A 23,164-nucleotide genomic window follows, 5' to 3' on the forward strand; every position below is an offset into this window, starting at 1 on the left:
CCCTTCGTCGTGCAACCCTGAACCTGAACGGAACCCGCCATGAAATTGCGTCTCCCTAGCTTCCAGTCGAGCACCATGCTCGGCAGCGGCGACACGCTGATCGCCGAACGCCTGAACCGGCTGCTGCGGCAGGCCGCCATCGCCTTTGGTGTGCTGCTGCTGGCGTACCTCGGCGTCGCCGTCTTCAATACGCGGGGGGTGGCGCAGCAGACCGACCTCGGCGCGCTGGCCCAGGCCGTGCAGGGCTACGAGTCCGCGCTGCTGCAGATGCGACGCAACGAAAAGGACTTCTTCGAACGCAAGACGCAGGAGGAGCTGGACAAGCACAAGAGCAACGACGAGGAGTCCCTCGCCCTGCTCAAGGCGGCGAAAGCCAATCCGGCGGCTACCGACGAAGAGGTGCGGGTGCTGACCGAGCTGGAGAAGACCAACGCGGCGTACCGGCAGGCCTTCCTGGCCGCCGCCAACACCCAGATCGCCCTGGGCGTGGACGAGAACGCCGGCCTGCAGGGCGCTTTGCGCAAGGCGGTGCGCGAGGCCGAGGCGCTGGCCGATAAATCCGGCGCGCTGGACATCGAGAACAGCGTGCTGCAGCTGCGCCGGCACGAGAAGGACTTCATCCTGCGCGAACGGCAGGAGTTCGCGGACCGACACGCCAAAGAAGCGCAGCGGCTGCAGCAGCTGATCGCCGGAGCCAGGCTGGACGGCGCGGCCCGCGCGCAACTGGCCGAATTGGCAGGCGCCTACGACAAGACCTTCAAGGAGTTCGCCGCCGGCACGATCGCGGTGAACCAATCCATCGCCACGGCGCGGGCTGCCGCACGCGCCGCGGAAGAGCCCCTGCCCGGGCTGCTGAAGGAAGTCGCCGAGCGCCGCGATGCCGCCGCCACCCGGGTGCGCATCGCGCTGCTGGTCTCGATCCCGGCGCTGCTGGCGGTGCTTGCCGCGGTGGGCTGGATGCTGTACCGGACGCTGACCGGCGTGCGGGTGAACATCACCCATTCGGTGCACCAGCTGCAGAACACGGTGGAGCGGGTGCGCGGCGGCGAGCAGCTCACCGCGGAGTCGGCCGTGGTGAGCGCCGACGAAATGGGCCAGGTGTGGCGCTCAGTGGACGCGCTGCTGACCGACCGGCTGAACGCGCAGCGCGCGGCCGAGTCGGAGAACGAGCGCCTGAACAACTCGGTGATCTCGATCCTGCAGGCGGTGAACCAGCTCTCCCAGCGCGACCTGACCGCCAAGGCCCCGGTGACGGAGGACATCATCGGCACGGTGTCGGACTCGATCAACCTGCTGACGGACGAGACCAACAAGGTGCTCCACGGCGTGACGCGCATCGCCGGCGAGGTGCGGCAGGTGTCGGGCAACGTGAAGACGCAGGCCGAGCTGGTGTCCAAGACCGCCGAGGACGAGCGCAAGAGCGTGAACCAGATGATCCAGGCGCTGGCGGAAGCCACGCAGATGACCGACCAGGTCGCCAAGGTGGCCGAGCAGAGCAACCGCTCCGCCGAGCAGGCCACGCAGGCCACCGACACGGCGCTGGAGACGGTGACCGGCACGGTGCGCGGCATGGAGTCGATCCGCGAGACCATCTCCGAGACCGAGAAGCGGATCAAGCGGCTGGGCGAGCGCTCGCAGGAGATCACCGGCATCGTGAACCTGATCAACACGATCTCGGAACGCACGCACGTGCTGGCGCTCAACGCCTCCATGCAGGCGGCGGTGGCCGGCGAGGCGGGCCGCGGCTTCGCGGTGGTGGCCGAGGAGGTGCAGCGCCTGGCGGAGAGCTCGCGCAACGCCACCCAGCAGATCGGCACGCTGGTGAACAACATCCAGCTGGAGACCAACGAGACGATCGCCACGGTGAACCGCACCATCGGCCAGGTGGTCCAGGGCTCCGAGCAGGCGCAGAGGGCCGGCGAGCAGATGCGCCGCACGCAGGAGATCACCGCCGCGCTGGTGGAGCAGGTGCGCCGCATCGCCGCCGCCTCCGGGGAGCAGAAGCAGATGTCCGAGACGCTGATGAAGTCGGTGCAGACCATCGGCCAGAGCACCGAACGGACGGCCGCGCAGATCCAGGCGCAGACGCGGGAGACCGACACGCTGCTCGACTCGGCCCGCAGGCTGGTCGACTCGGTCAACGTGTTCAAGCTGATGCCGGTGTCCGTCTGACGCCGGTCCATCCTCAAGGGTGCGCGCATGAAGCTCAATGACTTGATCGACGCATTGGCTGCCGAGGTCGAACTGGCGCAGGCCGACCTCGAGCGCAGCCTGGGCGAACTGGCCGCACGCGCCGTCGACGACGCGGCCTTCGTGGACGCCTTCGAGCTGTACAGCGGGCAGGCCCAGCGCATGGGCGAGGCCGCCTCGCTGGCAGGATTTCCCGGGCTCGAGGCGGTGTGCCAGCACGTGGCGGAAAACACCTTGCTGCTGCCGGCGCTGCCGCCGGGCGAGCGCGGGCCGCTGATCGAGTTCCTGCGGCGCTGGCCGGCGCTCACGGTGCACCACCTGCGCAACCTGAGCGACCCGTCCACGGCCGCGGGCCTGGTCGACCACCTGCGCGCCGCCCCCAGCCCCATGGAGGAGGAGCGGGCGCTGAAGGTGATGCACATGCTGGGCGCGATGCCGCTGCAGGTGGGCGTCGGGGTCGACGAGTCGCAGCCGCTGCGGCCCGTGCTGGCGCTGCCCGAGGACGTGGCGCTGGAGCTGCCTGCCGATGCCGACGAGCACATGCTGGCCGGCTTCCTGCAGGAGGCGCCGGAGCAGGCCCGGCAGCTGGTCGCCTACGCACGCGCGCTCGCCGCAGGCGAGGGCGACAGCTCCGACGTGGTCGCCGCCAAGCGCGTGGCCCACACGCTCAAGGGCTCGGGTTCCATCCTGGGCGTGCGGGGCATCGCGTCGCTCGGCCACCACCTGGAGGACATCCTGGAGCACGCCGAGCGCTCGGACGGCCGCATGGGCCGACACGCGCGCGAAACCCTGCTCGACGCCGCCTGGTGCGTCGAGCAGATGGTCGGCTTCATGACCGGCGCCGACGACCTCCCGGCCCAGGCCCAGCCCGTGCTGCAGGCGGTGCTGGACCTGGCCAACCGCCTGGACCGCGGCGAACCGGTCGAGGCCGATGGCGTGCTGCGCGCGCCCGCGGCCAACGCTGGCATCCCATCCGCCGTCCAGGAGCCGGCGCCGGCCGCGCGCGCCGCGGGCGCCCCCCACGGCCCGGCCAGCGCGCTGCGCGTCAGCCTGGCGCGCATCGAGGCGCTGTTCCGGGTGTCGGGCGAGGCGTCGGTGCAGGCGGCGGCGATGGAGACGCGCATCAAGGACGTGGTGGACCGCTCGCGCGAGTTGCTGGTCCAGAACCTGCGCCTGCAAAAGCGCCTGTTCGAGCTGGAGACGGTGGTCGACGTGCGCACCCTGTCCACGCTGCGCGAGCGCAGCATGCAGACCGAGCGCCCCGGCTTCGACCCGCTGGAGCTGGACCAGTACAGCGAACTGCACAGCACCACCCATGCGCTGGTGGAGGAGGCGGCCGACGCGCGGATGCTGGCCGTCCGGCTGGAGGAGGAGATCGCCGGGCTGGCCGGGCTGCAGGCGCAGCAGAAGCGGCTGTCGGACGAAATGCAGCACATCGTGATCGGCACCCGCATGACGGAGGTGGGCGCGCTGGAATCACGCCTGCAGCGCAACGTGCGCGCCACCTGCAAGGCCACCGGCAAGGAGGCCGGCCTGGTCGTCGTGGGCGGCCAGACGCTGGTGGACAGCGAGATCCTCAACCGCCTGGGCGAGCCGCTGCTGCACCTGCTGCGCAACGCGGTCGACCACGGCCTGGAGCCGGCCGGCGTCCGTCTGGCGGCGGGCAAGCCGGCGGCCGGCCGCATCGAGCTGGCGTTCCGGCGCCAGGGCCAGCAGCTGGTGGTCACCTGCCGCGACGACGGTGCGGGCATGGACCTGGCAGCCGTGCGCCACCGTGCGATCGAGCGCGGCCTGGTCGCCGCCGACCAGGTGCTCGGCGAGGAGGACACGGCGCGCCTGGTGCTGCTGCCGGGCTTCTCCACCCGCGACCGGGTGACCGAGGTGTCCGGCCGCGGCGTGGGCCTGGACGTGGTGCGCGAGTTCGCGGTGGCGATGAACGGCAGCATCCGCATCGAGACCGGGGCCGGCCGCGGCTGCGTGTTCGAGATGCGGGTGGCGGCCACCCTGTCCACCGTGCAGTCACTGATCGTCGAGGCGGCCGGGCAACGTTATGCGCTGCCGGCCGTGCAGGTGGTGCAGGCGCTGCCGCGCGGCGTGGGCGCTTTCGAGCTCCAGGCCGGCCGGGCGCTGTACCGCCATGACGGCACCGTGTACCCGGCGCTGCGGCTGGCGCAGGCCGCCGGCCTGCGCGAGCCCGAGCCCCTGCCTTTGGAGGAGCAGCATGCGGTGGTGGTGCGGGTGGACGACCAGGTCAAGGTGCTGGCGGTCGACCGGCTGCTGGACGCGCGCGAGCTGCTGGTCAAGAGTCCCGGCCGGTACGCGCGCCACCTGCGCGGCGTGGCGGGGCTGTCCATCCTCGGCGACGGCTCGGTGGCCCTCAACCTCGACCTGCTGCAGCTGCTGGCACCGGACGCAGGCGCACGGCGCGGGCTGCAGGACGGCGCGGCGGATTCCGTGCAGGAGCCGGCGGGAGGCCGTCAGCAGGCCAAGGGCGTGCTGATCGTGGACGACGCGTTCTCGGTGCGCAACGCGCTGCAGCAGCTGGTGCAGGACGCCGGCTATGTGGCAAAGACCGCACGCGACGGCATGGAAGCCGTGGACGCGCTGCGCAGCTTCAGGCCGGACGTGGTGTTGACCGATTTGGAGATGCCCAACATGAACGGCGTCGAGTTCACCGCGCACCTGCGCGGGCGCGAGGACCTGCGCGGCCTGCCGGTGATCATGATCACCTCCCGCTCGCAGGAGAAGCATCGCCGGATGGCGCAGCAGGCCGGGGTCGACACCTACCTGACCAAGCCCTACCGCGACGAGGAGCTGCTGGACACGCTGCGCCAGGCGCTGGCCGGGTGAGCGGGCGGGACGCTGCAATGACCATGGACACGATGAGCGCCGACCTGCCGCAGGGCGCCTGGGTGATGCTGCGCGCCGGCAGCCTGCGCTTGCTGCTGCCGCACGGCGAGCTCGGCGAGGCGTCGTACCTGGAGGTGCGGCCCCAGCCCGGTGCTGTGCCGGGGCTGCTGGAGGAGCCGACGCCCGGGACGCGCCGCTTCGTCGCCCTTTCCGAAGACATGAAGCCGCTGCCGCAGTGCCCCTCGGGACGCTTCGTGGCCACCGCCTTCGCCGGGGACCGCGATGGGCTGCTGTGGTGCTGGGACGAGGTGCAGATGATGAACGGCGCCCAGCTCAAGGCCCGGCCGGTGCCGGCGGTGCTGCGGACCGGCTCCACGCCGGTGACGCATTTCGTCGAGCAGGCCGACGGCCTGGCCTACCTGTGCAGCGCTGCGCGCCTGCGGGCCTTTGCGCTGGAAGGAAGCTGAGCCATGGACCTGCATGTTGCCCCCGAGGTGTCCGCCCAGCTGGTGGAGTACCGCGAGAACCACTGGATCGCGCTGCCGGTCCACACCACGCTGGAGGTGGTCGAGCAGCCAGCGGTGGTGCCGGTGCCGGGTGCCGCGCGCGCCGCCCACGGCCTGATGCCCTGGCGCGGCGCCTGGATCCCGCTGGTTGACATGGAGGGGCTGCTGCGGCCGGGGCCGCTGCTGCAGCGGTTGCCGCCGCCCCGCTATGCCTTGGTGCTGGCCTGGCAGCCGGCAGCCGGGGCAGCCGGCCGCCCACGGCGCCCTGGGCCTGGCCCGGCTGCCACGCGTTGTCACGGTGGACGACCAGGACCGCTGCGCGCTGCCGCAGGACAGCCGGCTGTGGCCGTCGGTCGCCTCGGCGTGCTTCCAGCACCACGGCCGCCCGGTCCCCGTCGTGGACCCCCTGCGCCTGTTCGCCGCGGTCGCCTGAGCACCGACCGCGCCAGAAAAAATCCCCCGGTCGCAGAGCGGCCGAGGGATGAAGGGCCGGGGGAAGAAACTTGAAAAAAACCCGGCCTGCATTGGAGCGGTTTGCCCTGCGCGGGTTCCCGCGTGAATAAGTCACGAGAGCGTTCACAAGCAGAGGGGGCGTGTGTCTAAGGCTGGCTTCGCGTGGTAGGTCTATGTAGGATGCCTCTGACACGTGATCGCGTGTTTTTCCTTCGAAAGAACCTATGTCGGATCTGTCCGCCAGCGCCAACACTTCTACCGAAATCTCCAAGGACGAGCAGCCCGCCGGCAGCCTGTGGCTGGCCATCAAGAAAGCCGCGTCGCGGCTGCAGGACTGGTTCGTCATTCAGACCTCGGCCGTCAAGCTGACGGTCATCGCCATGGCCCTGTTGATTCCGGCCACCGGCATCTACTCCCTGGTGCTCATCCAGAAGCAGGCCGTGGTGGCCGAGGAGGTCCGGGCCATGGCCGGCGGCGACAAGGTCGCGGGCGGCCTGTGGACGCTCAATGAGCAGCTGCCCGTGGTGTTCGGCACCGGCTCGGTGCTGAGCTTCCTGGAGAACAGTCCCGTCGAACGCATCACGGTCATCTACAAGCCGCTGATGTGGAACGTCTCCGAGCGCTTCATCCTGGTCGAATCCCAGGGCAAGCAGTTCGCCTACTACCCGTCGGACATGGAGACCAAGATCTTCGCCGACAAGGCCGTGTCGGCCGCCTGGGGGGGCAAGCTGGTGTTCGTGCCGCGTGCCGAGCTCAGCGCCACCAGCATCGCCATGATCGAGCGCCTGGACCAGCGCTTCGCCGGCGCCCGGCCCCAGTCCGAGAAGGACGCCTGGAAGGCCGGCGTCAGCGGCGTGCTGTCGGCCTCGCTCACCCTGGGCCTGCTGGGCTTCCTGTTCTTCCAGCTCAAGGGCCAGATGAAGTCGCTCAAGTTCATCGAGCCGGCCCAGGTGCAGGGCTCGATCGAGGACCTGGTCGGCATGGACGACATCAAGACCGAGGTCGCGCAGATCAAGGACCAGTACCAGCGCCGCGCCGAGTACGCCGAGTACGGCATCAACAAGCCGTTCAACGTGATGTTCAGCGGCCCGGCCGGCACCGGCAAGACCAAGCTGGCCAGCTACCTGGCCAAGGAGCTGAACCTGCCCATCCTGTTCCACTCGGCCGTGAACCTGGAGACCGGCTACGTGGGCGGCGGCGCCAGCACCCTGAACCGCATCATGTCCATGGCCAAGCGGCGCAAGCGCTGCATCGTCTTCCTGGACGAGGCGCAGGACCTGTTCATGAAGCGCGGCGGCAACCGCAAGTTCGACGACGACACGCAGAACATGCTGCTGGCCGTGCTGGACGGGGTACGCACCAAGAACGACGCCGAGATCATCTGGATCGTGGCCTCCAACTTCAACAGCGAGACCATGCAGATGGACGAGGCCATGCTGCGCCGCTTCCAGATGAAGGTGGACTTCCGCCTGCCCAACAAGGAAGAGCGCGCCGCCATCATCGGCCACTACCTGGGCCAGCGCGCCGACAAGGTGCTGCCCGACCTGGACCTGCGCCACATCGTCGAGATCACCGAGGGCCGCAGCCCGGCCGATCTGGAGACCATCGTGAACCAGGCCGGCATCACCGCGGTGCAGGCCGGCGAGATGATCGGCACCGACACGCTGATGCAGGCGGCCGAGCGGGTCATGGTGGGCAACGTCAACACCAACACCACCAAGGAGCGCGAGCGCGACCGCCGCATCATCGCCATCCACGAGTGGGGGCACTTCCTGGTGGATTTCGAGCAGGAGCGCAAGCGCACCGGCGGCGACTGGGACACCATCCTGGCCGAGATGAAGACCCTCAAGATCTCGCTCAAGGCCAATCCGCGCAATAACGCGCTGGGCTTCGTGTTCCACAAGCAGGGCGCCAACCTGCTCAAGACCAAGGGCGACATCGAGCACGACGTGCGCGTCCTGCTGGGCGGCATGGCCAACGAGGAGCTGTTCTTCGGCGAGGAGGGCACGACCAATGGCGCGCACAACGACATCACCCGCGTGACCAAGCTGCTGCACCACGCCGTGGGCGAGATGGGCATGTACCGCAAGACGCGGCTGAACTTCGGCGCGCTGTCCAGCGACGGCCAGGGCAGCAGGAACATCGACGAGGAGACGCGTTCCATCATGGAGGCGCAGAGCGAGCGCCTGTACGGCGAGACCAAGGCCCTGCTGGCCCGCCTGAAGCCGCTGACCGAGCACCTGGCCGGCAAGCTGATGGAGGCCGGCGAGATGAGCCTGAAGGAAGCGCTGGCCGAGATCCGTGCGTTCGAGGCGGCCTGCTACAGCTTCAACACCCGGGTGGGCCTGACCCACGCGGCCTGAAAGCCAGGATGCCCCGCGAAAGCCGCCTTCGGGCGGCTTTTTCCTGGGCGCCCTCAAAACTGCGGACTTTGTTCTTGCGTACAAACGGGCATGACAGACCGCCGGGCTGCCACTACCGTGGCGGCCCCAGACCCGAAAAAGAAGCATCCCATGGACCGGCGCAGTTTCATCGAGTCGTGCACCGCAGGCGCCGCCTGCCTGTCCTCCTCGGCGGCCCTGCCGGCCTTCGCGGCCGACGCGCGGCCCAAGGCCTATGCCCGCGCCCTGCTGGTGGACGAGCAGAACCAGCCGCTGCGCGCGTCCAGCCTTCGGCCGCAGACCAACTACGTCTTCCATTACCCGTTCGAGGCCACGCCCGCGTTCCTGCTGGACCTGGGCAAGCCGGCGGCCCCGCAGTCGCTCACCACCCGCTCGCGCGACACCTACCAGTGGCCGGGAGGCGTGGGGTCGCGGCGCAGCATCGTGGCGTTCTCGGCGATCTGCTCGCACCAGCTGGTGTATCCCACGCGCGAGGTGAGCTTCATCAGCTTCCGCAAGACGCGGGCGCAGCGCGGCGTGCAGGACAGCCTGATCCACTGCTGCGCCGAGCACAGCCAGTACGACCCGGCGCGCGGCGCCGAGGTGCTCTCCGGTCCTGCGCCGCAGCCGCTGGCCGCCATCCTGCTCAGCCATGATCCGCAGGCCGACACGCTCACCGCCACCGGCACGCTGGGCGGCGAGCTGTTCGACGCGTTCTTCCAGAAGTACGCCACCAAGCTGAGCCTGGACGTGGGCGCCAAGGCGCGCAATGCCGTGGCCGGGCAGGCCGTGGTGCGCGAACTGGACAGGTTCTGCCGCAACAACGTGCAGTGCTAGCCGCGCGCGGCGCGGCGCCTCACAGCCGTGCCAGCCGCTCCAGCGCCAGCCGCAGGGTCTCGTCCTTCTTGGCGAAGCAGAAGCGCACCACGCGCTGGTCGAAGCCGTCGCCGTAGAACGCCGACAGCGGGATGGCCGCCACGCCGATTTCGCTGGTCAGCCACTGGCAGAACGCATCCTCCGCCAGGTCGCTCACGCCGGAGATGTCCACGCACTGGAAGTAGCTGCCCTCGCTGGGCAGCAGGCGCAGCCGGGTGCGCGCCAGGCCCTCGCGGAACAGATCGCGCTTGCGCTGGTAGAAGGCGGGCAGGTCGCGGTAGGGCGCCGGGTCGGCCATGTACTGCGCCAGCCCGTGCTGCACCGGCGTGTTGACGGTGAACACGTTGAACTGGTGCACCTTGCGGAACTCGGCCGACAGCGGCGCCGGCGCCGCCACGAAGCCCACCTTCCAGCCCGTCACGTGGTAGGTCTTGCCGAAGCTGGAGACGATGAAGGCGCGCGCGGCCAGGCCGGGGAAGCGCGCCGCGCTCTGGTGCGCCTGGCCGTCGAACACCATGTGCTCGTAGACCTCGTCGCTGATCAGCAGCACCTCGGTGGGGGCCAGCAGCTGGGAAAGGCGCAGCATCTCCTCGCGCGTCCACACCGTGGCGCTGGGGTTGTGCGGCGTGTTGATCAAGAGGGCCCGGGTGCGGCCGTTGATGGCGGCGGCGATCCTGTCGAAGTCGGGCCGGAAGCTGCCGGGCGTGAGCGGCACGCGCACCACGGTGCCGCCGGCCAGCTCGATGTTGGGGACGTAGCTGTCGTAGCAGGGCTCCAGCACGATCACCTCGTCGCCCGGCCGCACCACCGCCAGGATGGCGGTGATGATGGCCTGCGTGGCGCCGGCGGTGATGGTGATCTCGCTGCCGGCGTCGTAGCGGTGGCCGTGCAGCGCCTGCACCTTGGCGGCAACGGCCTCGCGCAGGGCCGGCACGCCCGTCATGGGCGGGTACTGGTTCAGCCCGCGCGTCATGGCCTGGGTGACGGCCCCGACCAGCCGCGGATCACAGTCGAAATCCGGGAAACCCTGGCCCAGATTGACCGCGCCCTTCTCGGCGGCCAGGGCGGACATCACGGTGAAGATGGTGGTGCCCACGGCGGGCAGCTTGGACTGCACCGCCGGGGTGCGTACGAGGAGGTCAGAGCTCATAGTCGTTGACGTGGCCGGTCATGGCCTTGGCGATCAGGTGCCGGTCCAGCCGTGGCGACAGCAGCTCGGCGAACTGGTAGACGAAGTTGCGCAGGTAGGCGCTGCGCTTGAAGGCCACCCGCGCGATGTTCTGGCCGAACAGCTGGCCCAGCGGCCGCACCGCCAGGTCGCCGTTGCTGCCATCGTCGCGCACCGCCATCTCGGCCACGATGCCCACGCCCAGGCCCAGGCGCACATAGGTCTTGATCACGTCGGAGTCGATGGCTTCCAGCGCGATGCGCGGCTGCAGCTTGCGGTTGGCGAAGGCCGTGTCGATGCGTGTGCGGCCGGTGAACGACGGGTGGTAGGTGATGATGGGCTCGGCCGCCAGGTCTTCCAGGGAGATGCGTTCCTTCTGGGCCAGCGCATGGGCGGACGGCATCACCAGCACGTGCTGCCACTCGTAGCAGGGCAGGGTGACCAGGTCCTGGTAGTCCGCCAGCGACTCGGTGGCGATGCCGATCTCCGCCACCTCGTCCATCACCATGCGCGCCACCTGGTCCGGCGAGCCCTGGTGCAGGCTGACGTTGACCTTGGGATAGGCCTCGCGCAGCTTGGCCACCGACACCGGCAGCACGTAGCGCGCCTGCGTGTGGGTGGTGGCGATGGACAGCGTGCCGCTGTCCTGGGCGCTGAACTGCTCGCCGATGCGCTTGAGGTTGCCCACCTCGCGCATGATCAGCTCGATGCTGCGCAGCACGTGCTGGCCCGGCTCGGTGATGCGCTTGAGCCGCTTGCCGTGCCGGGCGAAGATCTCCACGCCCAGCTCTTCCTCGAGTTCGATGATGGCCTTGGACACGCCGGGCTGCGAGGTGTGCAAGGCCTTGGCCGCCTCGGTAAGGTTGAGGTTGCGCCGCGCTGCCTCCTGCACGAACCGGAACTGGTGGAGGTTCATACCGAATCTCTACTAAGGAAGAAATTCATTATGCCTCAACACTCTAAGGGGCTATTCAAGGGACTGTTCGGCGGCAATCTCGGCCAGCAGGTCCAGCAGGCGTTCGTCCTCGCCCACGGGCGGTCGCAGGGTCCAGATGACACCCGGATGCGCCGCCTTCAATTGCTCCACCAGCGCCGGCAGGTCTTCCCGCACGTGCCGGCCGGCCCCGAGGAACATGGGCGTGATGGCGACCTGGGTGGCACCGGCCCGCGCCAGATCGGCCGCGGCGGTGGGCAGGTCGGGCTGGGTCAGTTCCAGGTAGGCGCATCGCACCAGCAGACCCGGTGCGCGTCGCGCCAGCCGGGCGGCCACGGCTTCCATGGGGAGCCGCCACAGCGGATCGCGTGAGCCGTGCGCGAACAGGATGACGGCGTGGGAGGCGGTGTCGCTCATCGCCGAAGCACCAGCCATCCGAAGGCCCCCAACGACACCACGGAGTAGATCAGCCCGGGCGCCGCGGCCGTCAGCCAGGGCAGCCAGTTGCGCAGGTTGCCGATGTAGCCGAACACGTTGTTCAGCAGGAAGAAGCTGATGCCGATCAGCACGCCGACGAACACGAAGCCGGTGATGCCGCCGGAACGGAAGTGCAGGTAGGCGAAGGGCAGGGCCAGCACCACCATGACGAAGCAGCTCAGGGGATAGAACACCTTGCGCCAGAACTCGATCTCATAGCGCTGCGAACTCTGCCCGTTCTCCTCCAGGTGCTGGATGTAGTGGAACAGGTCCAGGGTGGCCATGCGGTCCGGCTTGAGCAGGGCCACCGACACCATCTCCTGGTTGATGCTGTTGGGCCAGCGCAGCAGGGGCGACCGGGTCTTGGTCACGCGCGGCACACCCTCGCCGACGGCGGCGAAGTCGGTGCGCTCGGCATTGCGCAGGATCCATTCGCCATTGCCGAACTCCGCCTCCTGGGCCTGCATGACCGCCACCAGGAAGCCACGCGCGTCGGCCTCGAAGATGCGCACGCCCATCATGTCGCCGTCCGGACGCAGCGCGCTCACGTTCACGTTGTAGGTGGACTGCTGCTGGCGCTCCTTCAGCCAGGCGCCGGTCTGGCCCACGCTGATGCTGCCCTGCAAGCGGGCCCGCAGCAGCTGCGCCGCGCGGTCGGCCGCCGGCGCCACGTAGTCGCCGGTGGCGAAGGTGAGCAGGGTGAACACCAGGCCCAGCGCCAGGAGCGAGCGCAGCGCGCGCCAGGGGCCCAGTCCGCTGGTGCGCAGGATGGTGTATTCGGAGCTCTGCGCCAGGCGGGCCATCACGAAGATGGTGCCGATCAGCACGGCGATGGGCAGCAGCTCGTACAGGTGGCTGGGCTGCAGCAGGGTGACGCGCAGCAGCGCCTGCGCCAGTCCATAGGAGGCGCTGCCCCGGCCCACCCGGGGCAGCTCGTCGACGAAATCGAAGAAGAAGAACAGCGCCAGGAAGCCAATCGCGACGAAGGCCACGGACGCGACCACCTCGCGGTAGATCAGGCGGCGGATGGTCATCATGGCGCGGCCTCCATTCGCCGCAGCCGCGGCTTCCATGACCAGTTGTTGTGCTGCTTCCCCAGCCAGAGCAGGCCCAGCGCCAGCACGCCGCCATGCAGCGCCAGCACGAACACGTGCAGGCCGATGCGGCCGGTGCCTATCCAGCTCTGCCCCAGGTTGAGCAGGTTGTAGTAGACGATGAAGGCGAACAGCGCGAACAGCAGGTTGCCGCTGCGCCCGGCGCGCGGGTTCACGCTGGACACCGTGATCGCGATCACCACGAAGTTGAACGCCGCCAGCGCCAGTCCCAGGCGCCACGCCAGCTCGCCCTGGTTCGCCGGCGTGGGCTCGCGCAGCAGGGCCAGCGTCGAGCGCGCCCGTGCCGGCACCGAATCGCGGCTGCCCGGCGAGGCCGCGCCGACGCGGTTGCCCAGCTCGGCGAATTCGCTGACCTGCAGCTCGCCGTCGTCGGCCGTGCGTTCTATGCGCTGGCCGTCGGACAGCAGCAGGAACTGGCTGTCGCCCTGGGTGATGATGCGGCCGGTGCGCGCCGAGGTGACGGTTTCCTTGCCGCGTTCCACGGTGGAGATGAAGATGTTCTTGCCCGAGCGGTTGTCGGGCGTGTCCTTGTCCAGGAAGAACACCCGCGCCCCGTTGGCCGACTCCTGGAACTGGCCCGGCGCCACGCGTTCGAGGTCGCCGCGGCTGCCGTAGCGGTCACGCAGCCCCTGCGCCTGCTCGTTGGCCCAGGGCCAGACCGCCAGCGCCAGCACCGCGATGACCACCAGGATCGGCCAGGCGAAGGCCAGCAGCGGCTTGAGGAAGGACGACAGGCCGCGGCCCGCGCCGAACCAGATCACCATCTCGCTGTCGCGCCACATGCGCGAGAGCGTGCCGACGATGGCGATGAACAGCGACATCGTCAGAAGAGGAGGCAGGTATCCCAGCACGGTGTAGCCCATCACCATCAGGATCTCCTGAGGGTTGACGCTGCCCCGGCTGGCCTGGCTGAGGGTGCGAATCAGCGTCATGGTCATGACGATGGTGATCAGCACCACCAGGGTCGCGCCGAAGCTGCGGGCCAGCTCCTTGCGGACGGAGGAATGGAATAACATCGGCGCGCAACAAGCAGTGGCGACAAAGAAGAACGGCATTATGGACTTCGAACTCAAGACCCTGGACCTGGCCGCGGCGGCATCGGAGAAGTGCGACGCGCTGGTCCTGCTGGTCACCGATGGTTTCCAGGGCGGCAAGGATGCACTGTCCCGGCTGGCGGCCGATGCGCTCAAGGCGCGCGACCTGGAGGCCAAGCCGGGCAAGCTGCTGCAGGCCTGGCGCCCGACGGGCATCGCGGCCGGCCGCCTGCTGCTGGCCGGCGCGGGCGACGGCAGCGGCAAACGCATCCACGCGGCGGTGCAGGCCGCTGTCTCCGCGCTGCGCACCAGCGGCGTGCGGCGGCTGCTGATCTGCCTGCCCGAGGCCGCCGAGGACGATGCGGTGCGCGCCGCCGTAGCGGCCACCGCCGAGGCCAGCTACGTCTACGTCACCACCAAGTCCAAGCCGGAGGGCCGCGAGCTGCAGCGGGTCGTCCTCGCGGTGGCCGACGCACCGGCGCGGCGCGAGGCTTTCGCGGCGGCCAAGGCCGCGGCCCTGGGCATCGAGTTCGCGCGCGAACTGGCCAACCTGCCGCCCAACCATGCCACGCCCACCCGCTTGGGCGAGGAGGCCAAGAAGCTGGCCAAGCTCGGCGGCTTCCAGTGCGAGGTGCTGGGGCCCAAGGAGGTGACGCGGCTGGGCATGGGCGCCCTGCTCGGCGTGGCGCAGGGCTCCCAGGAGCCGCTGCGCTTCATCGTCCTCAAGTACCAGGGCGCCGCCGCCGCGGACGCGCCGGTGGTGCTGGTGGGCAAGGGCATCACCTTCGACAGCGGCGGCATCTCCATCAAGCCGGCCGCCGAGATGGACGAGATGAAGTTCGACATGGGCGGGGCGGCCAGCGTGCTGGGCACCTTCCGCGCGCTGGCCGAACTGCGGCCCAGGCTCAACGTGGTGGGCCTGATCCCCAGCTGCGAGAACATGCCGGGCGGCCGCGCCTTCAAGCCCGGTGACGTGCTCCAGAGCCTGAGCGGCCAGACCATCGAGGTGCTCAACACCGACGCCGAGGGCCGGCTGATCCTGTGCGACGCGCTCACCTACGCCGAGCGCTTCAAGCCGCGCGCGGTGGTGGACGTCGCCACGCTGACCGGTGCCTGCGTGATCGCGCTGGGCGGCGTGCGCACCGGCCTGTTCGCCACCGACGACGGCCTGGCCCAGGCATTGCAGTCCGCCGGCGATGCCGCATTGGACCCATGCTGGCGCCTGCCGCTGGACGACGAATACGGCGAAGGCCTCAAGAGCAACTTCGCCGACATGGCCAACGTCGCCGGCCGGCCCGGCGGCGCCATCACGGCCGCCAAGTTCCTGCAGCGCTTCACCGCCAAGTACCCCTGGGCCCACCTCGACATCGCCGGCACGGCCTGGAAGGGCGGGGCGGCCAAGGGCTCCACCGGCCGCCCGGTGGGCCTGCTGGTGCAGTACCTGCTGTCCCAGCAAGCGGCCGGCAGCGCCGCTGCCAAGGCCGTGCGGCGCAAGGCGGTGCGCGCGGCCTGAGGGCCAATGCATGACCGAGGTCGCCTTCCACTTCAACGCGCCGGACAAGCTGGGCTACGCCTGCCGGCTGCTGCGCAAGGCCCAGGCGGGTGGCGCGCAGGTGGTGGTGACCGGTGCGCCGGAGCTGCTGCGCGAGCTGGACACGGCGCTGTGGACCTTCTCGGCGCTGGACTTCGTCCCGCACTGCCATGACGCGGTGGCGTTCGAAGCGGTGCGCCGCCGCACGCCCGTCGTGCTGGCCGAATCCGTCCGCTCGGCACCGCACCGCCAGGTGCTGGTCAACCTGGGGACCGGGGTGCCGGAGGGTTTCGAGGGCTTCGAGCGGCTGATCGAGGTGGTGACCGGCCAGGACGAGGATCGCCTGCAGGCCCGCCGCCGCTGGAAGCACTATGCCGACCGCGGCTACGGCATCATCCGCCATGACCTGGCGCAGGGGCAGTGATGGCCGGCCGCCCTCCGTCACCGCGTTTCGTCCCGACGCTCACCGAGGTGGTCAAACCGGCCGGCGAAGCCGCACCGCCGGTGCCTGCCGGGGTGGCGGAGGAACAGCTGGTGCATCGCGTGATGCAGCGCGTGGAGCAGGAGCTGGACAAGCGGCTGCGCGAAGCCATCGCGACGGTGGTGATCGAACACACCCGCACGCTGGGGCCGCTGCTGCGCCAGGAGGTCGAGGCGGCGGTGCGCCAGGCCGTGTCACAGGCCCTGGCCGACGAGTCGGCGGCCGCGGCGCAGCGCCGCTGAAAGCGCACAGGCCGGGTGGCGGGTGGGTTTGATCGCGACTCCGGGGCTTCCACTATGGTTTGGGCGCAAAAATTGCGCTAATGTCGCGCTCCCTGAGCCAGGACTCATTTCTCATTAATCCAACTGGAGGTTTGTTATGCGGAGAGGTTTTGTTGCAGCCGGTGTGGCCGCTGCTGCGATGGTGGTTGTAGGCTGCGGCAAGAAGGAAGAGACCGCTTCCGCGCCGGCACAGGCTCCGGCCTCGGCTCCCGCGGCCGCGCCGGCCGCTGCGGCAGGCGGCGAGACGGTCGTGCGCATCGGGCACGTCGCCCCGGTGTCCGGCGCCCAGGCCCACTATGGCAAGGACAACGAGAACGGCACCCGCATGGCCATCGAGGAGCTCAACACCCAGGGCATCACGATCGGCGGCAAGAAGGTGCGCTTCGAGATCCAGGCCGAGGACGACGCGGCCGATCCCAAGCAGGGCACGGCAGCCGCCCAGAAGCTGTGCGACGCCAAGGTCGCCGGCGTGGTCGGCCACCTGAACTCCGGCACCACCATCCCCGCTTCCAAGGTCTACAACGACTGCGGCATCCCCCACGTCACGGGCGCGGCCACCAATCCCAGCCTGACCAAGCCGGGCTACAAGACCACCTACCGCATCATCGCCAACGACAACGCCCTGGGTGCCGCCCTGGCGCTGCACGCCGCCGACACGCTCAAGCTCAAGAAGGTCGCCATCATCGACGACCGTACCGCCTACGGCCAGGGTGTGGCCGAGGTGTTCAAGCAGACCGCGACGTCCAAGGGCATGCAGGTGGTGGACGAGCAGTTCACGACCGACAAGGCCACGGACTTCATGGCCATCCTCACCGCCATCAAGGCCAAGAATCCTGACGCCATCTTCTACGGCGGCATGGATCCGCAGGCCGGGCCGATGCTGCGCCAGATGGAGCAGCTGGGCCTGTCCAACGTCAAGTACTTCGGCGGCGACGGCATCTGCACCTCCGAGATCGCCAAGCTGGCTGCCGGCGCCAAGACGCTGGCCAACGTGGTCTGCGCCGAGGGCGGCGCGTCGCTGGCCAAGATGCCCGGCGGCACCGAGTGGAAGAAGAAGTACGACGCCAAGTACCCGGGCCAGTTCCAGGTGTACAGCCCGTACACCTACGACGCGACCTTCGTGCTGGTGGACGCGATGAAGCGCGCCGATTCGACCGACCCCAAGGTCTACATTCCCAAGCTGGCCGAGACCAATTACAAGGGCGTGACCTCCGTCATCCAGTTCGAGCCCAGCGGCGAACTGAAGAATGCCGCCACGACGCTGTATTCGTACAAGGATGGCAAGAAGACGCCCATCGAGTGATGCTCACCAGTCGGTTCGAGCGCTTCTTGAAAGGCCGCCGCAGGGCGGCCTTTTTCATGGAAGGACTGGTCTTCGCCGCTGCTGAGTCGTGCCGGAAGAGGTGACCAGCACAGCCTTTTCATTGCCAAGTCCAGGCTCAGCATCGCTGCCGAGTTTCTTCGCAGCCACATCAGGGCGTAGGGATGAGCGCATTGATGCCGTAGGCTAATTCCTACAAGCCGCGCCAGTGTTGGTTTGGCAGCCCGGCAGTACTTTTCTCGGGTTGTCTCCTCTAGTGGAAATCACTACCCTCCCGCAACGCAGTCACTCTGTGACATTTGTTTACGTATTGGGGACTCACATGGAAGTGGTGGCAAAGCTCCCGTCGTCGGAGCAGCAAAACAGCGAACTCAAGCTGGTGCTCAAGGCGTTGGGAGCCTTTCGGCGGGGAGACAGCGACGTAACGCTTCCCACCGAATGGGACGGCGTGTACGGCAAGATCGCGGCCGAGTTCAACGAACTGGTGGCCCAGACCACAAGGACCTCGCACAAGCTCAAGGCGGTGGAACTGGCCTCGCGCGGCGGCGGCAAGGTGAACCGCCGGATCTCGGATGACAAGCTGACGGGCTTCTGGCAGGACAACGTGGCCAACGTGAACCTGCTCGTCGACCAGCTGGATCAATCGGCCGAGCACACCCGGGCGGTGCTGGGCGGCCTGACCGACCTGAAGAAGGGGAAGGCCACGGCACAGCTGCCGCAGGACTGGTCGGGCATGTTCGGCAAGGTGGCCGACGCGTTCAACGATGTGGTCGGCGAGAACGTGCGCATGTCGCAGGAGCTGGCCCGCCTGTCGCGCGTGGTCGGCAAGGAGGGCAAGCTCAAGGAGCGCGCCCAAGTGCCCAACGCCAGCGGTTTCTGGCGGGACTCGGCCGAGTCCATCAACTCCTTGATCGGCGACCTGGTGCACCCGACGTCCGAAGTGGCGCGGGTGATCGGTGCGGTGGCGCAGGGCGACCTGTCCAAGTCGATGGCGCTGGAGGCCGACGGCCGGGCACTGGAAGGCGAGTTCCTGCGCACCGCCATGATCATCAACAAGATGGTCCAGCAGCTGGGCACCTTCTCCGCCGAGGTCACGCGTGTGGCGCGCGAGGTGGGCACCGAGGGCAAGCTGGGCGGCCAGGCCGACGTGCAGGGCGTGGCCGGCACCTGGAAGGACCTGACCGATTCGGTGAACTTCATGGCGTCGAACCTGACCTCGCAGGTGCGCAACATCGCGGAGGTGACGACCGCCGTGGCCGCCGGCGACCTGTCCAAGAAGATCACGGTGGACGTCAAGGGCGAGATCCTGGAGCTCAAGAACACCATCAACACCATGGTGGACCAGCTGCGATCCTTCGCCTCGGAGGTGACGCGGGTGGCCCGCGAGGTGGGCACCGAGGGCAAGCTGGGCGGCCAGGCCGACGTGCAGGGCGTGGCCGGCACCTGGAAGGACCTCACGGACAACGTGAACTTCATGGCCGGCAACCTCACTTCGCAGGTGCGCAACATCGCCGACGTGACCAAGGCGGTGGCCGCCGGCGACCTGTCCAAGAAGATCACGGTGGACGTCAAGGGCGAGATCCTGGAGCTCAAGAACACCATCAACACCATGGTGGACCAGCTGCGATCCTTCGCCTCCGAAGTGACGCGGGTGGCCCGCGAGGTGGGCACCGAGGGCAAGCTGGGCGGCCAGGCCGACGTGCAGGGCGTGGCCGGTACCTGGAAGGACCTCACGGACAACGTGAACTTCATGGCCGGCAACCTCACTTCGCAGGTGCGCAACATCGCCGACGTGACCAAGGCGGTGGCCGCCGGCGACCTGTCCAAGAAGATCACGGTGGACGTCAAGGGCGAGATCCTGGAGCTCAAGAACACCATCAACACCATGGTGGACCAGCTGCGATCCTTCGCCTCCGAAGTGACGCGGGTGGCCCGCGAGGTGGGCACCGAGGGCAAGCTGGGCGGCCAGGCCGACGTGCAGGGCGTGGCCGGCACCTGGAAGGACCTCACGGACAACGTGAACTTCATGGCCGGCAACCTCACTTCGCAGGTGCGCAACATCGCCGACGTGACCAAGGCGGTGGCTGCCGGCGACTTGTCCAAGAAGATCACGGTGGACGTCAAGGGCGAGATCCTGGAACTGAAGAACACCATCAACACCATGGTGGACCAGCTGTCCTCCTTCGCCTCGGAGGTGACCCGGGTGGCGCGCGAGGTGGGCACCGAAGGCAAGCTGGGCGGCCAGGCCGACGTGCAGGGCGTGGCCGGCACCTGGAAGGACCTGACCGACTCGGTGAACTTCATGGCCGGCAACCTGACGGCCCAGGTGCGAGGCATCGCCAAGGTGGTGACCGCCGTGGCCAACGGCGACCTGGAGCGCAAGCTGACCGTGGAAGCCAAGGGCGAGATCGCCGCGCTGGCCGACACCATCAACTCCATGACCGACACGCTGGCCACCTTCGCCGACCAGGTGACGACGGTGGCGCGCGAGGTGGGCGTGGAAGGCAAGCTGGGCGGCCAGGCCAAGGTGCCCGGCGCCTCGGGCACCTGGAAAGGCCTGACCGAGAACGTGAACCAGCTGGCCGCCAACCTTACCACCCAGGTGCGCGCCATTGCCGAGGTGGCGACCGCGGTGACCCAGGGCGACCTGACCCGCGCCATCTCCGTGGAAGCCCAGGGCGAGCTGGCGGCGCTGAAGGACACCATCAACGAGATGATCCGCAACCTGCGCGACACCACCCAGGTCAACACCGAGCAGGACTGGCTCAAGACCAACCTGGCCAAGTTCTCGCGCATGCTGCAGGGCCAGCGCGACCTGGTCGCGGTGGGCCACCTGATCCTGTCCGAGCTGGCCCCGGTGGTGGGCGCGCAGCAGGCCGAGTTCTACGTATTGCGCTACACCCAGGACCAGCCCAGGCTGCGCCTGATGGCCAGCTACGCCTCGGACGGGCACGGCTCGTACGGCAAGGAGGTGGACCTGGGCCAGGGCCTGGTGGGCCAGTGCGCCTTCGACCGCAAGAAGATCCTGCTGACCTCGTCCATCCCCGAGAGCCTCAAGATCTCCTCCGGCCTGACCGAGCTGGCGCCGCTGAACGTGCTGGTGCTGCCCATCATCTTCGAAGGGCAGGTGCGCGGCGTGGTCGAACTCGCGTCGATGGAGCGCTTCAGCCCGTCGCAGCAGGCCTTCCTGGACCAGCTGACCGAATCCATCGGCATCGTGATCAACACGATCGAGGCCAACATGCGCACGGAGGACCTGCTGACGCAGTCGCAGTCGCTGGCGCAGGAGCTCCAGAGCCGGCAGCAGGAACTGCAGCAGACCAACGAGGAGCTGCAGGAGAAGGCCCGCCTGCTGGTGCACCAGAACCACGAGGTGGAGCGCAAGAACCAGGAGGTGGAGCAGGCGCGCCAGGCGCTGGAGGAAAAGGCCAAGCAGCTGGCCCTGACGTCCAAGTACAAGTCCGAGTTCCTGGCCAACATGTCGCACGAGCTGCGCACGCCGCTGAACTCGCTGCTGATCCTGTCGGACCAGCTGTCCAAGAACCCGGACGGCAACCTCAGCACCAAGCAGGTGGAGTTCGCCAAGACCATCCACTCGTCGGGCAACGACCTGCTGATGCTGATCAACGACATCCTGGACCTGTCCAAGATCGAGTCCGGCACGGTCGCGGTGGACGTCAGCGAGCTGCGCCTGTCCGACCTGCAGCTGTACGTGGAGCGCACCTTCCGCCACGTGGCCGAGGCCAAGAGCGTGGACTTCATGATCCACAGCGGCCTGCAGCTGCCGGGCTCCATGGTGACCGACGTCAAGCGCCTGCAGCAGATCCTGAAGAACCTGCTGTCCAACGCCTTCAAGTTCACGCACCAGGGCCAGGTGACGCTGGCCATCGAGGAGGTCGTGACCGGCTGGACTCCGGACAACGAGGACCTCAACCGTGCTCCGCAGGTGATCGCCTTCGCCGTCTCCGACACCGGCATCGGCATCTCGGCCGACAAGCAGCAGATCATCTTCGAGGCCTTCCAGCAGGCCGACGGCTCGACCAGCCGCAAGTACGGCGGCACCGGCCTGGGCCTGGCGATCAGCCGCGAGCTGTCCAAGCTGCTGGGCGGCGAGATCCGCCTGGCCAGCGCCCCGGGGCAGGGCAGCACCTTCACCCTGTACCTGCCGGTGCACTTCCCGGCGACCCGCGGCACGCGGCGCACCAGCTCCTACACCGAGCCGCGCGGCGACGCGGCGCTGCCGCCGCAGGCGCGCCGGCTGCTGCCGTCCAAGACGCCCCAGCTGCCCGAGCCGGAGCTGACGCGCGCCGTGGCCGAGGCCGAGGAGCTGGAGGTCGGCACGCGCAACGAGGCCAATGACGACCGCGACATCATCACCCAGGGCGACCTGGTGCTGCTGATCGTCGAGAACGACATGGCGTTCGCCCGCTTCCTGCTGGACGCGGCCCGCGCCAAGGGATTCAAGGGCCTGGTGACCGCCATGGGGGCGGGCGCGCTGACGCTGGCCAGCCAGTACCAGCTCTCGGCCGTGACCCTGGACATGTACCTGCCGGACGTGGACGGCTGGCGCGTGCTGGACCGGCTCAAGCAGGACTTCACCACGCGCCACATCCCGGTGTGCGTCATCTCCACCGACGACTCCAAGGACCGGGCCTTCGACGGCAGCGCCGTCGCGTTCGTCGAAAAGCCGATCCAGTCCAAGGAAGTGCTGGACACCATGCTGGACCAGCTGCGCTCCTATGCCATGCGCCAGCAGCGCAGCATCCTGGTGGCGATGAAGGACACGGCCGCGCGGCGCGAGCTGCTGGCGCAGCTGGAGGACGAGAACATCAACACCGTGGTGGCCAAGTCGCCGGAGAGATTCCTGGAGGCGCTGGACGAGAGCCGGTTCGACTGCGTGGTGCTGGACGACAGCTTCGGCAAGCTGGACACGGCCGAGACGCGCCAGGCGCTGGCCGCGCAGGCGACCATGGGACCGGTGCCGCTGCTGCTCTACCGCTCCGGCAGCCTGGATGGCAATGGCCGCTTCGCCTGGCATTCGGACGACAAGGTCACGGTGCGCGAGATGCACACCGTGCCCCGGCTGTTCGACCTGGCGCTGCTGGCCATGCACCACAACGTGACGCGCCTGCCGGCGGCCAAGCGCGCCATGCTGGACGACGTGATCTCCTCGACCAAGCCGCTGGCCGGCAAGCGCGTGCTGATCGTCGACGACGACATGCGCAACATCTTCGCCCTGGCCACCGTGCTGGAGGAGCACGCCATGGACATCGTGTGGGCGGACAACGGCCGCGAGGCCATCAACCGGGTGGCCAACGACCCGCAGATCAAGATCGTGCTGATGGACATCATGATGCCGGAGATGGACGGCATGGCGACCATGAAGGAGATACGCAAGCTGCCGCAAGGCAAGACGCTGCCCATGATCGCCGTGACCGCCAAGGCGATGAAGGGAGACCGCGAGAAATGCATCGAGGCCGGGGCCTGGGACTACCTGTCCAAGCCGGTCAACACGCAGGACTTGTTGGCCGTGTTGCGGGCATGGCTGCACCAGTGAGGCCGGCGC

General features: G+C 68.7%; 16 protein-coding genes and 1 pseudogene. 12 read left to right on the forward strand and 5 right to left on the reverse strand.

From position 1 onward, the window contains the following. Positions 1 to 39: 39 nt before the first annotated feature. From RTA_RS19750 to RTA_RS09935, 7 genes and pseudogenes are all read left to right on the forward strand, one after another. Positions 40 to 2,172 carry a methyl-accepting chemotaxis protein gene (locus RTA_RS19750; RefSeq protein ID WP_013901256.1) on the forward strand — a complete coding sequence of 711 codons (2,133 nt, stop codon included), beginning with the start codon at positions 40 to 42 and terminating at the stop codon, positions 2,170 to 2,172. 27 nt (positions 2,173 to 2,199) lie between these two features. Beyond that, positions 2,200 to 5,040, forward strand: coding sequence for a hybrid sensor histidine kinase/response regulator (locus RTA_RS09915; protein WP_013901257.1), 2,841 nt, complete (start codon positions 2,200 to 2,202; stop codon positions 5,038 to 5,040). Positions 5,041 to 5,072: 32 nt separating this feature from the next. Continuing rightward, on the forward strand, positions 5,073 to 5,507 hold the full coding sequence (locus tag RTA_RS09920) for a hypothetical protein (protein WP_226986065.1): 435 nt from the start codon (positions 5,073 to 5,075) through the stop codon (positions 5,505 to 5,507). A 3-nt stretch (positions 5,508 to 5,510) separates the two neighbouring features. Then, positions 5,511 to 5,723: pseudogene (locus tag RTA_RS21450) on the forward strand (chemotaxis protein CheW); the annotation flags it as partial. A 31-nt stretch (positions 5,724 to 5,754) separates the two neighbouring features. Beyond that, positions 5,755 to 5,979: a hypothetical protein gene (locus tag RTA_RS21215; protein ID WP_041675311.1), complete on the forward strand. Its 225-nt coding sequence runs from the start codon at positions 5,755 to 5,757 to the stop codon at positions 5,977 to 5,979. Between the two features lie 244 nt (positions 5,980 to 6,223). Next, positions 6,224 to 8,362, forward strand: coding sequence for an AAA family ATPase (locus RTA_RS09930; RefSeq protein ID WP_013901259.1), 2,139 nt, complete (start codon positions 6,224 to 6,226; stop codon positions 8,360 to 8,362). Between the two features lie 150 nt (positions 8,363 to 8,512). Continuing rightward, positions 8,513 to 9,217: a Rieske (2Fe-2S) protein gene (locus tag RTA_RS09935; RefSeq protein ID WP_049871267.1), complete on the forward strand. Its 705-nt coding sequence runs from the start codon at positions 8,513 to 8,515 to the stop codon at positions 9,215 to 9,217. A gap of 19 nt (positions 9,218 to 9,236) precedes the next feature. On the opposite strand, the gene RTA_RS09940 is transcribed toward RTA_RS09935, so the two are convergent. From RTA_RS09940 to lptF, 5 genes are read right to left on the reverse strand one after another with little or no spacing between them, the layout of a single operon-like run. Next, entirely contained in the window at positions 9,237 to 10,406 is a 1,170-nt protein-coding gene (locus RTA_RS09940) for a pyridoxal phosphate-dependent aminotransferase (RefSeq protein WP_013901261.1), read from the reverse strand. Next, positions 10,396 to 11,340, reverse strand: coding sequence for a CysB family HTH-type transcriptional regulator (locus RTA_RS09945; protein WP_013901262.1), 945 nt, complete (start codon positions 11,338 to 11,340; stop codon positions 10,396 to 10,398). Before RTA_RS09945 ends, RTA_RS09940 begins: the two co-directional genes overlap by 11 nt. A gap of 51 nt (positions 11,341 to 11,391) precedes the next feature. Next, complete coding sequence (locus RTA_RS09950) at positions 11,392 to 11,775, reverse strand: sirohydrochlorin chelatase (RefSeq protein WP_013901263.1); 384 nt, start codon at positions 11,773 to 11,775, stop codon at positions 11,392 to 11,394. Further along, the gene (lptG, locus tag RTA_RS09955) at positions 11,772 to 12,872 is read right to left on the reverse strand and encodes an LPS export ABC transporter permease LptG (protein WP_013901264.1); all 1,101 of its coding nucleotides are present in this window, start codon (positions 12,870 to 12,872) and stop codon (positions 11,772 to 11,774) included. Before lptG ends, RTA_RS09950 begins: the two co-directional genes overlap by 4 nt. After that, positions 12,869 to 13,966, reverse strand: coding sequence for an LPS export ABC transporter permease LptF (gene lptF / locus RTA_RS09960; protein WP_041675314.1), 1,098 nt, complete (start codon positions 13,964 to 13,966; stop codon positions 12,869 to 12,871). The genes lptG and lptF overlap by 4 nt, the downstream gene beginning before the upstream one ends. 40 nt (positions 13,967 to 14,006) lie before the next feature. Between lptF and RTA_RS09965 the strand changes: the two genes are divergently transcribed. From RTA_RS09965 to RTA_RS09985, 5 genes are all read left to right on the forward strand, one after another. Continuing rightward, positions 14,007 to 15,497, forward strand: coding sequence for a leucyl aminopeptidase (locus RTA_RS09965; RefSeq protein WP_013901266.1), 1,491 nt, complete (start codon positions 14,007 to 14,009; stop codon positions 15,495 to 15,497). A gap of 10 nt (positions 15,498 to 15,507) precedes the next feature. Next, entirely contained in the window at positions 15,508 to 15,939 is a 432-nt protein-coding gene (locus RTA_RS09970; protein WP_013901267.1) for a DNA polymerase III subunit chi, read from the forward strand. Continuing rightward, the gene (locus RTA_RS09975; RefSeq protein ID WP_013901268.1) at positions 15,939 to 16,238 is read left to right on the forward strand and encodes a hypothetical protein; all 300 of its coding nucleotides are present in this window, start codon (positions 15,939 to 15,941) and stop codon (positions 16,236 to 16,238) included. Before RTA_RS09970 ends, RTA_RS09975 begins: the two co-directional genes overlap by 1 nt. Before the next feature lie 136 nt (positions 16,239 to 16,374). Continuing rightward, complete coding sequence (locus tag RTA_RS09980; RefSeq protein ID WP_013901269.1) at positions 16,375 to 17,580, forward strand: branched-chain amino acid ABC transporter substrate-binding protein; 1,206 nt, start codon at positions 16,375 to 16,377, stop codon at positions 17,578 to 17,580. A 340-nt stretch (positions 17,581 to 17,920) separates the two neighbouring features. After that, positions 17,921 to 23,155: a hybrid sensor histidine kinase/response regulator gene (locus RTA_RS09985; protein WP_013901270.1), complete on the forward strand. Its 5,235-nt coding sequence runs from the start codon at positions 17,921 to 17,923 to the stop codon at positions 23,153 to 23,155. Positions 23,156 to 23,164: the final 9 nt, after the last annotated feature.

Origin of the sequence: Ramlibacter tataouinensis TTB310, assembly GCF_000215705.1 — a bacterium.
GTDB classification, from domain to species: Bacteria; Pseudomonadota; Gammaproteobacteria; order Burkholderiales; family Burkholderiaceae_C; genus Ramlibacter; species Ramlibacter tataouinensis.